This is a genomic window from Polyangium jinanense, assembly GCF_028435265.1.
Lineage (GTDB): Bacteria > Myxococcota_A > Polyangia > Polyangiales > Polyangiaceae > Polyangium > Polyangium jinanense.
In genome coordinates this window covers 35,565-51,097 of the sequence record NZ_JAGTJK010000044.1, presented here as the reverse complement: position 1 = coordinate 51,097, position 15,533 = coordinate 35,565, and the positions used below count along the sequence as shown (strand labels likewise).

Here is a 15,533-nt window from a genome sequence, read left to right as displayed (position 1 = left end):
GCCATGGAAACCCACCAGCACCGCTACGATCGTTACCGAAAAACCCTCGCCGGCGAGGCCTTGCCCGTCGCGCTCGTGGATCTCGACGCCGTCGACGCGAATGTCGACGCCGTCCTTTCGCTCGTGCGCGAAAGCCCCGGAAAAACGCTCCGGATCGGCACGAAATCCGTTCGATCCGTCGATCTCGTCCGCCACATCCTGCACCGCGGCGGCCCCTCGTTCCGCGGCCTCATGGCGTATGCTCCTGCCGAGGCACGTTACCTCGCGGCGCAGGGCTTCGACGACATACTCGTCGCATACCCCACGGCCCAGCCCGCCGACGCGCGCCTGCTCGCCGAGACGAACCGCGAAGGAAAACGTGTCTCCATCGCCGTCGAGGAGCCCATCCACCTCGACGTCCTCGAAGCCGCCGCCGCGCCCTACGGCGTCCGCATTCCGGTCGTCGTCGACATCGACGTCTCCCTCCGCCGCCTCGGCGGCCGCGTGCATCTCGGCGTCCGCCGCAGCCCCCTCCACGAGGCCCGCGGCGTCGCCGATTTCGCCGAGCGCGTGGCCTCGTCCCGCCACCTCGAATTCGCGGGCCTGCTCGGCTACGAGGCGCACATCGCCGGGACGCCCGACCAGACCCCGCTCGGCCCTCTCCCGCCCGGTGCCAAACGCGCCCTGAAGCGAATCGCCTGCGCCGCCGTCACCACGCTGAGGCACGAAATCACCGCCGAATTCGAGCGCCGCCGCCTCCCGATTCCCCTCTTCAACGGCGGCGGCACCGGCAGCGCCGCCTCGTCCCTCGCCGACCCTTCCCTCACCGAAATCACCGTCGGCTCCGGCTTCCTCGGCAGCCACCTCTTCGACCATTACGACGATTTCCGCCCCGAGCCGGCCGCCTTCTTCGCCCTCCAGGTGACACGGAAACCTGCGCCCGGCTTCGTCACGTGCCAGGGCGGTGGCCTCGTCGCCTCGGGCGCCGCCGGCCCGGATCGCCTCCCGATTCCGTACCTACCCGAAGGCCTCTCCTTGCTCGATCTCGAAGGCGCCGGCGAGGTCCAGACCCCGCTCGCCGTCCCGCCTCACGTAAAACTCGCGCCCGGCGATCCCGTCTTCTTCCGCCACGCCAAGGCCGGCGAGCTCGCCACGTTTTTCCGCGACTACCTCCTCGTCCGCGGCGACCGCGTCGAGGCCCACGCGCTCACCTACCGCGGCGCAGGGGAATGTTTTCATTGAAAACATAATCGTCACCCGCGCCGCGTTTTTCAACTGCCGCGCCAGACGGCGGTGCGGTAACAGGTGGTCATGGCATCCGGACCTCGCAGCGCGACCCTACTCGCTGGCACCGGCGTGGCGCTCGCGCTGGCGGCGGCGTGCGCGGGGACGCCATCCCGACGGGAACAGGTGTTGCGCTCGTTTCGGCAAACCGTGGCTGAGGATCTCGGCGGGGCGGTGACGTCGCCGGTGCTCGACTGCGGTGAGGTCGCGAGCTCGTACGACGAGCTCGTCCAGCACGACAGCGAGCCCCGGCGCTGCCTCGCCCATGCGTTCCGCACCTGCCGACCCGCGCGCGTGGATGGCTCGTACGACGGCGTCGATAGCGGGCCGTTTTATTGGTCAGCGGTCGTCACCACGGATGCCGACAAGGCTGGGTGCGAGGTTCGTTATTACGAAGACGCGCGCCTCGATTCCTATGGCGATCGGTCGATCGCACGGTACCGTTGCGGCGACCCCGCCCCCGAGACCGGCGCGCGCGAGATCAGGCCCTCGTGCGAGCTGGTCTGGAAGGAGCGACACGTGCTCTGCAGGGCGTATGCAGGCGAGACGGCGGCGCCGGGGGCCCGTCAGGGTTTGCCGCCGAGCACGAGTTGCGTGGAGCTACCGGCCGACGTTCGATGGTCGAGCCCGTGATCTTCCTCCGCTTCGTGGACCTGAACGCGACCTAGGTGGCTGGTGTCGATCGCGAGCCCGTCGAAGAGGTCGTGGCCGCTCGTGTTCCCATGGCCGCCAGGGTGCATATCGGACAGGTCACCTGACGGCTGATAATGGTTCGGATCGTCTTCTGGTCTTCCGTGGCGGGGGCGGGGGTGTGCGGGGCGCCCCCTGCCCCCGGTCACACGGCCCAGCGCGTTCTCGACCGCTTGTCGTGCCGCAGCCCCAGCGCGGCGAGCCGTCGGAGGTTCTCCGCGGCGCAGAGCATCGTGAAGTCGCGCGTGACTCGCTCGGTGCCGCGTACGCGTACTCGACGTCCGCCGTGCCTTCGTCTCATCAGATGTGCGAGCTTGCGCTCGACCTTCGGGCGCGTGGCTTTATAGCCAGCGCGCCACGCGGGGCTCTTCTGCTCCGTGCGCGCGTGCTGCAGCAGATGCTCTCGCTGATTCACCGCGACGTTGCGGCCTTGCTTGGATTTCGTGCATGACGCCGCGAGCGGGCACTTCCCGCAGTGCGCACCGAAAGACGCTACCCCTGAGCCATCCTTTCGGCGGCGTATCTGGACGAGCTGCCCAGCCGGACAGGTGACCGTATCGCTCGCAAGATCCATGTGAAACGCGTCCTTGGTGAATTGGCCATCAGGCGATGTAGGGGCCTGCACCTTCACATGGGCCGCAGCACCTGCGCTCTCGAGATGCTCGAGCACCTCGCCCGTGCCGTAGGAGCTATCGCCGTAAACGGCGATTTGCTTCTCGTGCTGCTTTCGCGTCTCGGTCTCCAACGCTTCCTTCAGCAACTCTTTGGCCACGCTGCCATCGGCGGCATTGCCCGGCGTGGCGATCGAAGACGTGATGATCTCCGAGTCCGGGTCGATTGCGATATGACCCTTGTAGCCATCGAAGCCGCGAGCCTGCGTCTTGTGCCCGTGGCGCGCCTGCGGGTCGACCGTCGAGATGACGCGCTCGGGCGCCACGCGCCGGGCAATGCGGAAGAAGCCGCCTTCGGTCTGCTCCAGGTCCTGTCCCACGACCGTGGCCAAGAGCGCCGCCGCCTCGCATACCGGCACCGCGAGCGAGCGACCATCCAGGTGTGCGAGCAATGCATATGCATCGCGCGCCAGCGCATCCACCAGCGCCTCGCGTGCGGCTCGCTCCTCCCAATCGCACGCAGGCTTGCCGGCGGTGCTGTAATCGTCGTCCCGCCCCAGAACCCCGCGCAGCTGCGCAGCAAGCTCATTTCCAGCCACGCGAAGCAGGGCACGAATGGCTGCGCGGATCATCGTGACAGTGTCCTGCGTGGCCACTGCGTCGTACAGCGGCGTCGAATCCAGCACGCGTCGACGGCCCACGAGCCCGGCCGCTTTGGCCACTTCGAGGACCGTGCGAAAGATCCGGTCGGGATCCTTCGACTGCCGCAATCTCTCGCGCATGTCGACCAGGACCGTATGAACGAAGCCGGGATACTCGAAGTCGAGCCCGCCGGCCGCGTACTTCCAGCGGATGTCGAAGCTGAACCGCTCGACCGCTTCCCGGTCCGAGAGCCCCTCCAGCCGCTGCAGCACCATCACCACCGCGACGATGCGCGGCGGGATCGAGCGTCGACCGATGTCCCGGAACAGGTCCGCGAACGCCTCATCCGGGAAGAGCCGATGGCACTCGCGGTGCAACAGGCTGTAGATCGACGTCGGCGACAGCTTCGCTCCGCAGTACGCCGACGTCGACCTCCACATCTCGCCCTGCTTCGGGGTTTGTCCACGGGACATGGCACCGCCTTACACCATCGCGCGATGGTTTAGGAGAGAAAAACACCAGCCACCTAGAACATCGATCGGTTTGCAACCGCTCGATGTCCTAGCTCTTTTGTCCCGAGGGGGACGCCTCGCGTCCCCCTCTCGTCCGGGCAAAGCCCGGCCGATTCACCCCCCGAGGGAAGATCGCTTCGCGATCTTCCGAGCATCGAACCGGTCGATGCTCTAGAACATCGAAAGCTCATTCGAGTGCAGGCACCAAAACACAATGCTGCGGCGTGACCTGCCAGCGAAGCGATTTGCCTTCCTCGACCTCGCCCGGGTGAGGTGGAGGCGTCCGTGGCCTCGAGCAGATGGCTCCCCATCCACCGGCCCCCTGATCCGCGGGCCTCACGGTCAGCTGACTCCATGTCGGACCGGAGCCGAGCTGCGACAGCCATTGGATCTCACCACATCCGTCGGGCCCGGTGATGACCTCAGGGAGAGCAGGTCCGGCGGGCATGCCTGCTTCCCATTTGTATACGGAACCGGGGACGGTGTGCAAGGCTTCGGAGGTCACGCGTGCTCCCACGAGCGGCGCCCCCTTTTCATCAGCGAAGCACATGTGCACAGGGGGCGACGTCAACGTGGCCGCGTTTGCCGACTCGTGTGCTGAACGTGGTGACGTACAGCCAATCAGCAAAATTGCGAGGCCGAAGGACGATGGGCAAAGATTCGTGCTCACGTCGTCCCCTGACGTGGATTTCAGACGAAGATTCAATCCGTGCGCGTCGACAGCAGCGGCTTGTTGGGTGGGTGACGCACAGCGTGATCCGCTCCCGCGCAGGCGGCCGAGGCAAGAAGAAGCCCGAGCCGCCCCCGGCAGGACCCGCCGGAGGCTGAAAAACCCCCCCCGGCAGGCCGTCGACAGGCGCCTCGGGGCTCCCAAACCCCCCTCCCCGCCCCGTGAACAGGCGCCGGAGGGCTGAAAAACCCCCCCGGACGGGCTGTCGACAGGCGTCTCAGGGCTCCCAAACCCCCCTTCCCAGCCCGGCAGCAGGCGCCGGAGGGCTGAAAAACCCCCCCGGACGGGCTGCGGACGGCTTCCGGAGGCTGAGAAACCCCTCAGGGTCTGGGTCGACGACCGCAGCATGGGACCAAAGTCCCATACCGGGACGCGCCCCGCCTCCGGCTACTGTGTGTCGCGCGGGGCCAGAGAGGGCTCCCCGAACGCTTCCCTCACCCTGCACCGGAGGTACCTCATGACCGAGACGACGACGAAAAAAGAGCGGCCTTTGAGCAAGAAAGCGACCGAGCGCGCGAACAAGCTTCGCGAGAAGCTGTCGGGCGCGCGCGCCGACTCCCTTGGGGCCCGGAGGATGCAGAAGAACCGCGCGGCAACCCCCTCTTCGGGGCGGCCCTTCATGCCGCGGCGCGCCTCGAGGCGGGCCACGAGCTCAGCGATCTCGAGCGAACCCTCGTCGATGCCCTCGAGCAAGGGATCAGCCAGGAGGAGATCAAGGCGTGGGGCAAGGCGCACCGCGAGACCAAGGGCGCCCGCACGAGGGAGATCTTGCCCGACGTGATCGCCGATCGGCCGATCGACCAACCCTTCACCATGAGGGACCTGGCCGACGCTCTGCCCGCGCAGGTCGAAGCGGTGAAGGCCCAGGGGAACGTGCGCGTCGTGGACATCGCCAAGCTCGCGCCGGACCAGGAGCTCGATCAGAGGGACGAGGCATTCCTCGCCGCCGCGAGAGAGTACGGCTCGAGCTTCGTCTACCTCACGAGCAGCGCGCCGCAGCCGGAGCCCGCTCCGACGTCCGCCGAGAGCTCGGACGGCCCGAGCGAGGTTTTCATCATCCAGCCGTTCAAGTTTCGGACCATCAAAAGGTCGGGCGATACCGTTACCGACCCATCCGACGAGATCTTCTGGTGCTTCAGCGCCGGGAGCGACGAAGATACATGTACGTTCCAGTCCAGGGTATTCGATAGCTGCGACGACGGGGACTGGGACGATCGCTTCGATTATGGCCATTTGGCCTTCATCGGACGGGTGAGCGATTCGCTCGCCATGACCATCGATTGCTGGGAAGAAGACTCCGGAACGATCTTCGGCAACACGTCGGAGTACCTGCACAAGGCGGCCGACCATTGCCTGAGGGCTTGCCAGGAGCTCCAGGGCGATCCCGAGACCAACGCCGCCGGCTGGGCTGCTCTCTGCTCCATCACCCTCAGCCTCGTGGCAGAGATCTTGGACCTCTTCAAGAACGAGGACGATTTCGTGAAAGGTCTCCGCTTCGGCTGGGACAGGGCTGCCCTCCTGGGGCTCGACGACCGAGAGCTCAGCTTCCGCTTCGACGGCGAATCCGATCACGGCGGGGGCATCCAGGATCTCTACCTCAGGTTCAAGACGATCCCCACGGGGACGCTCGTGAAGCTCGTATCGCAGAGGAGCGGAAAGCTCATCTGCATCGACAACGCGGAAACCGCGAACGGCGCTCGGGTCCTTCAATGGGAGTGGGACGCGACCTGGAACACGCACCGGCAGTTCCGCCTCGAGTGGCTGGGCGGGGGGCTATTCAAGATCGTCGCAGTGCACAGCGGGAAGGTCCTGGACGTCCCCAGCAGCTCTCGCGACTCCGGGGTTCCGCTCATCCAGTACAACTTGACCGTAAACAACAACCAGAAGTTCCGTCTGGGTCCCCTGGGTGGCGGGCTCTATGCAATCGCCGCGGAACACAGCGGGAAGAATCTGGACGTGGCCGGTGGGACCACGGCAAATGGGGCCGAGATCATTCAACATCATTGGCTCGGTAGTGACAACCAGAAGTGGAGGATCGTGCCCGTCTGACGGACCGGCCTGTCGCCTCCTGCGAACAAGGCCACCCACCGCCTCCCGCCGTCCTCCCGCCGTGAGGCCCCGGCAAGCCCCCTCGTCCCCACGCAGAGCCCCCCGCGGAGGCGAGCTCCGCCTCCGCGATGCCCTCCACACTTGCCCGCGCGCCTCTCCCCATGATTCCATCCCGCGCCATGACCAGTCCCCAATTCGATCCCGTCAAGGGCAAGCAAGCCTTCGACGTGCTCTTCCCTCACTATAAGACAATGCCCGTGGAATCCCTGGCCGTCGTCAATGCCGACGCGGGCCTCGCCGCCGTCGCCGCGCTCGGCCTCGCCGCGCGCGCGAGCGAGCCGAAGCTCTTGGCCCGCTACAAGAGCCTGCCTCCGAGCGAGTTCGACGCCGCCCTCGTCGAGCTGCTCCCCACCGCCGCCTGGGCGTGCTGGTATGCCGCGACGGAGGACCAGAAGGCCCGCGCCCTCTCCACCGAGGGAAAACTCCCGGCCGAGCTCGTGCAGAAGGCCCTCGGCATCGAGGCACGCATGCAGGCCCTCTGCGAGTATCATTTGAATGACCACCCCGAGGTCGGCCCCTACCTCGCCATGCTGCGCGCAGGCACCGGCCACCGCGACCTCGCCGCCGATTTGCTCGGGTATGCCACCGTGTATCGAGACCATTATGACACCCTCAAGGACGACAAGAAGCACTTCCGCGCGACCGACGCCGACGACGCCGTGAAGGCCGCCGAGGAGATCCTCGCGAGCCTCGGCGCTCGGCTCAGCCCCGAGGCGCGCGTGGCCGGAGAGCACCTCGCCCGCGCCTTCACGGTCTTGCTCGATACCTACGAGGAAGTCGCCGCGACGGGCCGATGGCTCCTGCGCCACGAGCCGACCCCGGAGAAGACCTTCCCCTCCCTGTACAGCGTGATCCGCTCCCGCGCAGGCGGCCGAAGCAAGAAGAAGCCCGAGCCAGCCCCGGCAGGACCCGCCGAGGGCTGAAAAACTCCCACCCGAGGCCGCCGCGCCGGGGCGCTGCCCCGGACCCCGCGGGGGCTATCCGCCCCTCGACCCGGACCAGGCACGGCCTGGACCGAAGGTGGAAGAACTGCGCTCCGCGCAGTTCTTCCAACGGGCCGGTTGGACCCCATCGCCCATCGAAAGGGCAGCGCGGCTGTCTTGGTTGGCAGGGTCGTAGCTGACCTTGCCTCGGCCCGTTCGATGAACTGCGCATCGCGCAGTTCATCGACCCCGGGTCCAGCGCTTGCGCTGGTCCGGGTCCAGGGGCGGACAGCCCCGGTGGGGCCTGGGGCAACGCCCCAGCGAAACGGTTCCAGGATGTGTCGTATCAGATGCGGCGCGCGACGTTCGAACCGCCGAAGATGAGCTGCTGGACCAGCGGCCGCGCGACGAAACGGGCCGGAAAGATAGGCTCGGGTGCGCTCGCCGCGTCGAGCCGCGCGCGCTGCTCGTCGGAGAGCACCACGCCGAGCGCGCCAAGGTTGTCCTCCGCCTGCGCGAGCGTGCGCGCACCCATCACCGGCGCGGTCACCGCCGGGTTCGAGAGCGTCCACGCGAGCGCCACCTGCGAAGCTGTTGCGCGGATCTCCTGCGCCACCGAGCGCACGACGTCGGCGATGCCCAGCGCGCGCGAGCTCAGTTGACCCGAGGAAGCCATGACGCCTTTACGCGTCGCCGCCACCCCCGCTTCGCGCGAGTCCGCGACGTCCGCACGCGTGTACTTGCCCGTGAGCACGCCACCGCCAAGCGGCGACCAGGGCAGCACGCCCATGCCCAGCGCCGCGGCCATCGGAATGAGCTCGTGCTCCACCGTGCGCTCGACGAGGCTGTATTCGATCTGGAGCGCGACGAAGGGCGCCCAGCCGAACAGCTCCGCGAGCGTCTGCATCTGCGCGATGCGCCAGGCGGGCGTGTTGCAGATGCCGGCGTAGACGATCTTGCCCGCCCGCACGAGATCGTCGAGTCCGCGCATCACCTCTTCCGGCTGGGTGGTGGAGTCCCAGGTATGCAAATAGAAGAGATCGATGCGGTCGGTGCCGAGCTGTCGCAGGCTCTGCTCCACCGAGCGCTGCATGTTGAGCCGATGGTTGCCGCCCGAATTGGGGTTGCCCGGTTCGCGCGCCATCGTGAACTTGGTGGCGAGCACCACGCGCTCGCGCTTGTCGCGCAGAAACTCGCCGAGCAGACGCTCGGAGGCGCCGTCCGTGTAGTTGACGGCGGTGTCCACGAAGTTGCCCCCGCGGTCGATGTAGAGGTCGAAGATGCGGCGCGACTCTGTCGCGTCCGCGCCCCAGCCCCAGTCCTGACCGAACGTCATGGTGCCCAATGCGAGCGGTGAGACGCGCAACCCGGAGCGGCCCAGCAGGCGGTATTGGTCGAGTGAAGTCATCGTGTGGTCCTCCGATGAGCGGGGTCATCCCGCCCTGTGTGCGAACAAGCTAGGCCGCGCGCGCCGGAAAGAGAACTTGCCGCGTTCTGGACGCCTCGGTAAGTTCCTCTAACCAATGGCAGTCGATCTGAATGGTGTCGCGGTGTTCCTGGCGGTTGCCGAGGCGAAGAGCTTCACCACGGCCTCTCGGCACCTTGGCGTCACCCGCTCCGCCGTCAGCCAGGCGATCCGGCGGATGGAAGACCGCCTCGGTATCGCATTGGTCCAGCGCACGACGCGCAGCGTGAGCCTTACGGAGGCCGGCGAAGAGCTCTACCGGCGGGTCGCGCCCGCAGTCAGCGAAGTCGGCCTTGCGCTCGATGCCACGCGCGATCGCGACGCTGCCCCTTCGGGCCTTCTGCGGCTTGCGGTGTCCTCTATCGCAGAGCGCTTCATCTCGGGTGCCCTGCTTGCGAGCTTCGTCGAGAGCCATCCCGGCATTCAGCTCGACATCACCATCACGGATGAAGAGTTCGACATCGTGGCGGAGGGCTACGACGCAGGCGTTCGCCTCGGAGAAGTCATCGAGCAGGACATGGTCGCCGTGCCGGTTTCAGCCCATCAGCGCCAGCTCGTCGTGGGCGCGCCCTCCTACCTCGCACGCCATCGCGCGCCGAAACATCCGACGGAGTTGTCTCGGCACTGCTGCATTGGCTGGCGCCCCTCGCCGCGCGCCGAGCCTTATCGCTGGGAGTTCGAAGAAGATGGGCGGGAATTCGACGTGGCGGTGCATCCGCGCATCACGACGAACGATATGTGGGTGATGGTTCGCACGGCAGTTGCCGGCGGTGGGCTCACGTTCGGCATGGAGGAGACGTTTCGGCCCTATCTCCAGCGCGGCGAACTGGTGCCGCTCCTGGAACGCTACTGCCCGCCGTTTGCCGGGTTCTACCTGTACTTTCCTGATCGAAGAAACCTGGCGCCCAAGCTCCGCGCGCTGGTGAGCCACGTTCGCTACGCGACGAGTCCTTCCAAGACGCGGAAACACGGCTGATCTTGCGCGTCTGTCGTGAGCTTGCCGGACCTCGGGAATCCGGTGTATGAGCCGTCCGCCCGCTCGGTTCGGGCGCGCACGGAGGTTTCATGCAGCGGATGATCGGAATTCTCGGGCTCGGGCTGTCGCTTGTTGCCTGTCAGGGAGAAAAGACTGCGGGGGACACGGCCGCGAGCAACTCGGCGGCGGCGCCGAGCACGAAGACGGCGGGGCCGACAGGGACGCCGAAGTTCGTGCACAAGAAGGATCCCATCAATGACGAAGCCGGCCGCAAGGTCGAGACGAAGTTCGTGAAGATGGAGGGAACCGGCGACGACGCCATGCCCGTTTTCGCGATCACGAACAAGTCCGGCAAGCGGATGAAGAGCGCCCAGACCTGGATCTTCTACTACGACAAGGATGGCAAGTACCTCGACCGCTATCCGCACTCGATCATCAGGGACCTGAAGGACGGCGATACGGCCGAGGTGCCGCTCGGCCGCAAGAAGAAGGAGATCAACAAGGAGGCCACGACCTACGAGGTCGAGCTCTCGCGCATCGACTTCGACGACGGCTCGAACTGGTACAACGACGACCTCGTCCCCAACTCGCCCTCGCGCCCCAAGGGCGGCGTGCCCGCGGACGAGCTCAAAGCGCACGCGGGCGAAAAGGTCACGGTCGACGTCTACGCCCTCGATTCGTTCAAGGTGCGGCTCAAGAACGAGTCCGATAAAGAGGTGAAGCGGTGCGAGGTGATGCTCTATTACTGGGACGACAAGAATAAGCGCAAACTCGACACGATATCGGCGGGCCTCGACGATGTGGGCCTCAAGCCGGGCGAAACCCGAGACTTCACGCTCGAGGTCGAGGACTTCAAGGTCCCGCCCGAGGCCAAGATCGTGGCGGGCACGGTGCCGACGGTGACGTTCGCCGACAGCACGAAGTTCGAGAACAGGAAGCTGCGCTCCTTCGATCGCCAGCCGCCGCCCGGCTGAGGCGCAGACCCCTGCGCCAGCAACCGCAGGTGCGCTCATCCCCCGGCTTTCGTCAGGTTCAACGCCTTCTTCACGCTCGTCGCGAGGGCAGCGGCGGTGCCGCGGCCCCAGTAGTGCAGGAACAGGATCCGCGGCTGCTCGCCGACCATGTGGTGATGGATGGCGACCACGTGGATCCCGTCGCCTCGCAGCGATTTCAGCACCGGCTGTAGCTCGTCCTCGGTCACGGCGAAGTCGCCGTCGACGACTGCATTGTCGTCGGCCCCCGCAAAAGCTGCCCAGGTGTTGACGCCCATCGCCTTGCCGATCTGGCATCCGCAGGCAGCGTTCGTCGCCGGGCGCCCGATCGTGACCTTGTACATCCCATCCTTCGCCGCGCCCTTCACGCCGAAGACAGCCTCCACTTTGGCGCCGTCGATGGAGTTCGTGGCCGGGAGCGGCGCGCCTGCGAATCCAGGAGCGGGCTCGGGAGACTTCGCGCGAATCGTCTTTGCGGCATCGAGCGCGCCCTTTACGCCCTTGCCAAGGGTGTCCACGCTGCCTTCGCCCTCGATGTGCATGAAGTAGACCTTGGGTTTGTCGAAAAAGAAGTGGTTGTGCAGCGCGGTGACTTGGAGCCCGCTGCCGAGAGCCGCGCTCATCGCGTCGCTCACTTCGTCCTCGAAGAGCACGAGATCGCCCATGACCATCGCCTCGACGCCGGGCGCCTTCCCCGGGGTGAAGCCGGCCCAGGACGTGAGGCCCATGAAGGGCGGCATGGTCCACCGGTCCACCTCCACCTTGACTTCGTTGCGGGGGAAGGAGACGCGGACGACGCCGTCGGTCACCTCCGGCTTGAGGCCCGTGGCCGCCTCCACGGCTGCGGGATCCATCGCCGCGGGCGCCGGCGGGGGGGCTGTGGAGCCGGCCGTGGGGGAAGACGGAGTATCGGGGGACGGAGGCGGCGTGCCCTTATCACAGGCGGACGCCAAGAGCAGAGCCATTCCGATGACAACCTTTTTCATCATGGTACCCAACCCCTTTCACAGCGATGCGACGTGCAGATCGTCGAAGTAGGTCACCAAATCCGCCTTGGCGGCTCGTGCCCATGCCGGTGATGTAGCGAGATCCGCACGAGCGGCAGGGAACGCCCGAGGTCAATCGGCGCGGGCGAAAAAGACCTCGAGATCCGGTCCGCCGCGGTTCTCCTCCCACGCGACGTATACGGTACCAAAAACGTCCGTCGCGACCGAAGGATAGTCGCCCACGACGCCCTCCTTGCCGGCGACGGTGCTCGGCGCGAGCGGCGGATCGAACGTGCCATCCTCGTTGAAGCGCGAGAAAACGGTCCTCTGCCCGTCGGTCGTATCGAAGAACGCGACGTACACATTGCCCGCCACGTCCACGACCGCCTGCGGGTGGAACTGATCGCCGCCGAGCCCCGCGCCCACGTCGATGTTGGGGGACCACGTCATTCCCCCGTCCTTCGACGTCGCGAAGAAGACGTTCGCGCCGCCACGGCGGTCCTCCCACGTGGCGAAATACTCGCCGGTCTGCGGATCGACGGCCACGGAAACGTTGAGCTGGTTTTGCCCCTGCATGTCGTCATCGATGCGCACGGGCGCCCCGAATGTCTTGCCCCCGTCGGTGGAGGCGGCCGAATAGATATTGCTGTCGCCGCCTCCTTCGAGCGCATCCCAGGCCACGAGTACGTCGCCGGTCGTCGGATGAACACCGACGCTCGGCGCCTTGGAATTGTTGAGCGAGCCGCTCACCGCGACGGGCGCGCCGAAGGTCTTGCCGCCGTCCGTCGAGGCAGCCTGCTGGATCGTGGTGCCGTCGACGAACGCCACGTGAATGCCGTCGATCCCGAGCGCGATATCGGGGTTCGTGCCTTTCCCGATCGTCACTGGCGTGGAGAACGTGCCCGCAGCGGGGTCGAACGCGGCAAACAGGACGTTGCCACCCTCCTCCCACGTCAGGAACAGGACCTCGGGCAGGACGAGCATCCCGGCTTCGTCGACGACCGCGTTACGGACCACGATGGCGGGGTTTTGCCCGCTCATCGTGACGCGCGCCGCTGTCGGCCAGGTATCGCCGAAATCGCTCGAAATCGAGAGCGTCACGGCTGCGCCGTCCTCCATCGCGAGGTAGAGCCGCGTGCCCGTGATGTTCGAGGCGAGGTCGGGATCCGCTTGATCACCGTCCATGGCCGCATTGACGATGACGTCTCCACCGAACGCGAGCACGTGCGGGATGCCCGCGACCTGGCACGAGACGAAGCTCGACATCCCATTCGCGCCGAGCGGGGCCACGACGACGAAGGTACCCTTGCCGTTGTCCAGCGGCGCGAGCGTGGCGCGGCGCGCCTCGGGACCGACCGTGATCTTCTGATCGAGCGTGGCCGGCCCGGGCCCATATCGCACCTCGAAGCCGCCCGAGGAGTCGATCATGCCGTTCACCTTCCAGCTTACGCTGAGGGCGCCATCGGCCTCTGCGGCGAACACGTCGAGCCCCTTGGGATCCAGGCAGCTCGGAATGCGCCCCGCAGTCCCTTCGGGCTCGCAGACGTTGCCGTCCCCCGAAGGGCGACAGAGGAAACCTCCCGGGCAGCTCGCTGCATTGGCGATGTCGCAGGAGCAGCGGTCACCCTTCGTGGGGTCGCAACCGTCGTTCCTGTTCTCGTCGTCGCCGCAGCCGGAGACGCTCGCCACGAAGGCAAAAAGCGCGACGGAAGCGAGCGTGAGGAGCTTGTGCGTTACCTTGGACGATTTCCGCATGAGCATGTCTCCCTTCCGGTTCAATGCCACTTCCACTTGCCCTTGCCTTTGCCTTTGCCCTTCCCGATGACGATGACGGGAGGCTGAACGACGACCACCGGGACCCAGTTCACGGCGACGAACAGGGGAAGGACGACAGTCCCGACGACGATCACCACGCCGGGGCTCCAGCCGCAGAGCACCACGATGGGCTCGATGTCGCTCTCGTCGTAGAACACGACCGTGAGCTTCGACGGGTTCGCCTTCACGGTCAGTTTGCCCGTGAAATACATGGCCTTGGGCTCGGGGGTGAGCTCGATCATCTCGGGGCTGCCCGCGACGACGCCGATCTTGACCTTGTGTTTGCCCACGGGCATCGGCTTCAGGTCGTCGTCGAGCAGGTAAACGCGCGTCTCGCCCGTCTTCTGGTCCGCGACAACTTCGAGAAGGTCGTCACCCGCTACCTGGAGAATCCCGCCATTCGGTCCCTTCTTGCCTTTGGGGATTTCGACTCCGGCCGTGACCTTGGCCGTCGCGACGAGCTCCTTCGTGCCGCCCTTCGGGAGATGCAGCGCGCCCTCGACCGGCTTGCCGTTGACCTGGAGCTCGTAATCCACCTCGGTCAAATCAGCGTCGAGCTTGGGGATGTCCGCCGTGTGCAAGCCCGTCTTCGCGTCGAACACGAGCGTCGCCTTTACCGGCTGCGCGCCCTTCTGCAGGGGCTTGACGGTCAGCTTGCCGGAGACGTCTTTCTCGACGGGTTGACCGTCGGGCGTCTTGACCCGCGCCCGCACCTTACCGTCGGGCGTGACCGACCACGAGATCGTGGCGGGGTCGTGTTGCTCCGTGATCGTGTCGTCCGCCGAGAGGTTCTCGGCGGTGACCTCCGCGGAGGCGTCGGACTTCTTGCTGCACGCCGGCAGCGTAGCCATCGAGCCGAGGACGAGAGCAACGAACGTCGTTCGCAAGATCATGGTGGACTTCATGCGGTGGTTCCTTCTCGCCCCATTCAATCACAAGTGCCCATCGGCGGGGTGACGATCGGTTCGACCCCGAAGTTGTCGAGCAGCGTGGCATTGCTCGAAGGCACTACGGTCGTCCCGCAGAATACGTTCCGCACGAATGCGCCGGCATTGCCGGTGATGCTCGTATTTCCGAACACCCTGGAAAAGCTGATCCCGAAGTTGTTGCCCTTCGACGCGAGATCCCCCGTGATGGTCAGCCCACGTAGCCGGACCGCCTCGCCGTTGACCGTGACCGATCCGTTGATGACCACGGCGTTTTCCAGGAAATTCTCGCCGAAGAGGAGCACGCCCTTGCCGGTGATCGTCAGGTTGCCGGTGTACGTGCCGCCGCGCAGAACCACGACCGCGTCATCCACGCCGAGCTTTGCCTCGACGTCAGCCAGGATGTCCGCGGGGCCGAAGAAAAAACCGCCCGAGTTGGCGCCGACTGGATATCGGATCGGTGTGTTCGGGTAAGTCTCGGCGTTCGCTCCGTCGAACCCGAGCGGGGCGTCGTACACGTCGCCCTCGGCGAGCACCGTGTGCTTCAGCAACGCGTCTCCGATGCGTACATCCACCTCGCCGACCCCCGTGCCTACCACCGCGATCCCCGATTCACTCGTATCGGCGCTTCCTGGGAAGGCGTCGACGGGGATGAGGTCCCGTTCGTCGCCCGTCACGGCGGGCGTGCCCGTCGTGTGGCCCGTGTTGGCGACGGGGTTGATCACGGCGACGAACGCCGTGCTCCCGGCGGGAACATCGACATCGTCGGGCCCATTGTTGCCGCTCCCGCCATTGCCTTCGTCGCCTCCGCAGCCGACGAGGCCCGCGAATGCGAGCATCCACACGCCCAGGGAAAGGAAGGTCGGTGTTTTCTTCAGCATGGTTCCTCCAGG

The 15,533-nt window shown here is 66.4% G+C and carries 13 protein-coding genes; 6 read left to right on the top strand and 7 right to left on the bottom strand.

From position 1 onward, the window contains the following. The first annotated feature begins 3 nt into the window (after positions 1-3). Both KEG38_RS42320 and KEG38_RS42315 read left to right on the top strand, forming a co-directional pair. Complete coding sequence (locus KEG38_RS42320) at positions 4-1,221, top strand: alanine racemase (protein ID WP_272426371.1); 1,218 nt, start codon at positions 4-6, stop codon at positions 1,219-1,221. Between the two features lie 192 nt (positions 1,222-1,413). Then, positions 1,414-1,896 carry a hypothetical protein gene (locus tag KEG38_RS42315; protein WP_272426369.1) on the top strand — a complete coding sequence of 161 codons (483 nt, stop codon included), beginning with the start codon at positions 1,414-1,416 and terminating at the stop codon, positions 1,894-1,896. 202 nt (positions 1,897-2,098) lie between these two features. Here KEG38_RS42315 and KEG38_RS42310 read toward each other — a convergent pair whose 3' ends face one another. Further along, the gene (locus KEG38_RS42310) at positions 2,099-3,646 is read right to left on the bottom strand and encodes an IS1182 family transposase (protein WP_272426431.1); all 1,548 of its coding nucleotides are present in this window, start codon (positions 3,644-3,646) and stop codon (positions 2,099-2,101) included. 1,189 nt (positions 3,647-4,835) lie between these two features. Further along, the gene (locus tag KEG38_RS42305) at positions 4,836-5,141 is read right to left on the bottom strand and encodes a hypothetical protein (RefSeq protein ID WP_272426367.1); all 306 of its coding nucleotides are present in this window, start codon (positions 5,139-5,141) and stop codon (positions 4,836-4,838) included. A gap of 120 nt (positions 5,142-5,261) precedes the next feature. Here KEG38_RS42305 and KEG38_RS42300 point away from each other — a divergent pair, with 120 nt between their 5' ends. Then, a complete protein-coding gene (locus KEG38_RS42300; protein ID WP_272426365.1) occupies positions 5,262-6,497 on the top strand; it encodes an RICIN domain-containing protein in 1,236 nt (411 codons plus the stop codon). A 179-nt stretch (positions 6,498-6,676) separates the two neighbouring features. After that, positions 6,677-7,480: a hypothetical protein gene (locus KEG38_RS42295; protein ID WP_272426364.1), complete on the top strand. Its 804-nt coding sequence runs from the start codon at positions 6,677-6,679 to the stop codon at positions 7,478-7,480. Between the two features lie 346 nt (positions 7,481-7,826). Here KEG38_RS42295 and KEG38_RS42290 read toward each other — a convergent pair whose 3' ends face one another. Next, positions 7,827-8,888 (bottom strand): aldo/keto reductase, encoded by a 1,062-nt coding sequence (locus KEG38_RS42290; RefSeq protein WP_272426363.1) that lies wholly within the window; start codon positions 8,886-8,888, stop codon positions 7,827-7,829. Positions 8,889-9,003: 115 nt separating this feature from the next. Here KEG38_RS42290 and KEG38_RS42285 point away from each other — a divergent pair, with 115 nt between their 5' ends. Both KEG38_RS42285 and KEG38_RS42280 read left to right on the top strand, forming a co-directional pair. Beyond that, positions 9,004-9,921 (top strand): LysR family transcriptional regulator, encoded by a 918-nt coding sequence (locus KEG38_RS42285; protein WP_272426362.1) that lies wholly within the window; start codon positions 9,004-9,006, stop codon positions 9,919-9,921. A gap of 98 nt (positions 9,922-10,019) precedes the next feature. After that, positions 10,020-10,895, top strand: a complete 876-nt coding sequence (locus KEG38_RS42280) for a hypothetical protein (RefSeq protein ID WP_272426361.1) — start codon at positions 10,020-10,022, stop codon at positions 10,893-10,895. A 35-nt stretch (positions 10,896-10,930) separates the two neighbouring features. On the opposite strand, the gene KEG38_RS42275 is transcribed toward KEG38_RS42280, so the two are convergent. From KEG38_RS42275 to KEG38_RS42260, 4 genes are all read right to left on the bottom strand, one after another. Next, a complete protein-coding gene (locus tag KEG38_RS42275) occupies positions 10,931-11,902 on the bottom strand; it encodes a DUF1259 domain-containing protein (protein ID WP_272426360.1) in 972 nt (323 codons plus the stop codon). A 129-nt stretch (positions 11,903-12,031) separates the two neighbouring features. Beyond that, positions 12,032-13,654: a sialidase family protein gene (locus KEG38_RS42270; protein ID WP_272426359.1), complete on the bottom strand. Its 1,623-nt coding sequence runs from the start codon at positions 13,652-13,654 to the stop codon at positions 12,032-12,034. Between the two features lie 20 nt (positions 13,655-13,674). Further along, on the bottom strand, positions 13,675-14,619 hold the full coding sequence (locus KEG38_RS42265; protein WP_272426358.1) for a hypothetical protein: 945 nt from the start codon (positions 14,617-14,619) through the stop codon (positions 13,675-13,677). A 23-nt stretch (positions 14,620-14,642) separates the two neighbouring features. Beyond that, complete coding sequence (locus KEG38_RS42260) at positions 14,643-15,521, bottom strand: right-handed parallel beta-helix repeat-containing protein (protein WP_272426356.1); 879 nt, start codon at positions 15,519-15,521, stop codon at positions 14,643-14,645. Positions 15,522-15,533: the final 12 nt, after the last annotated feature.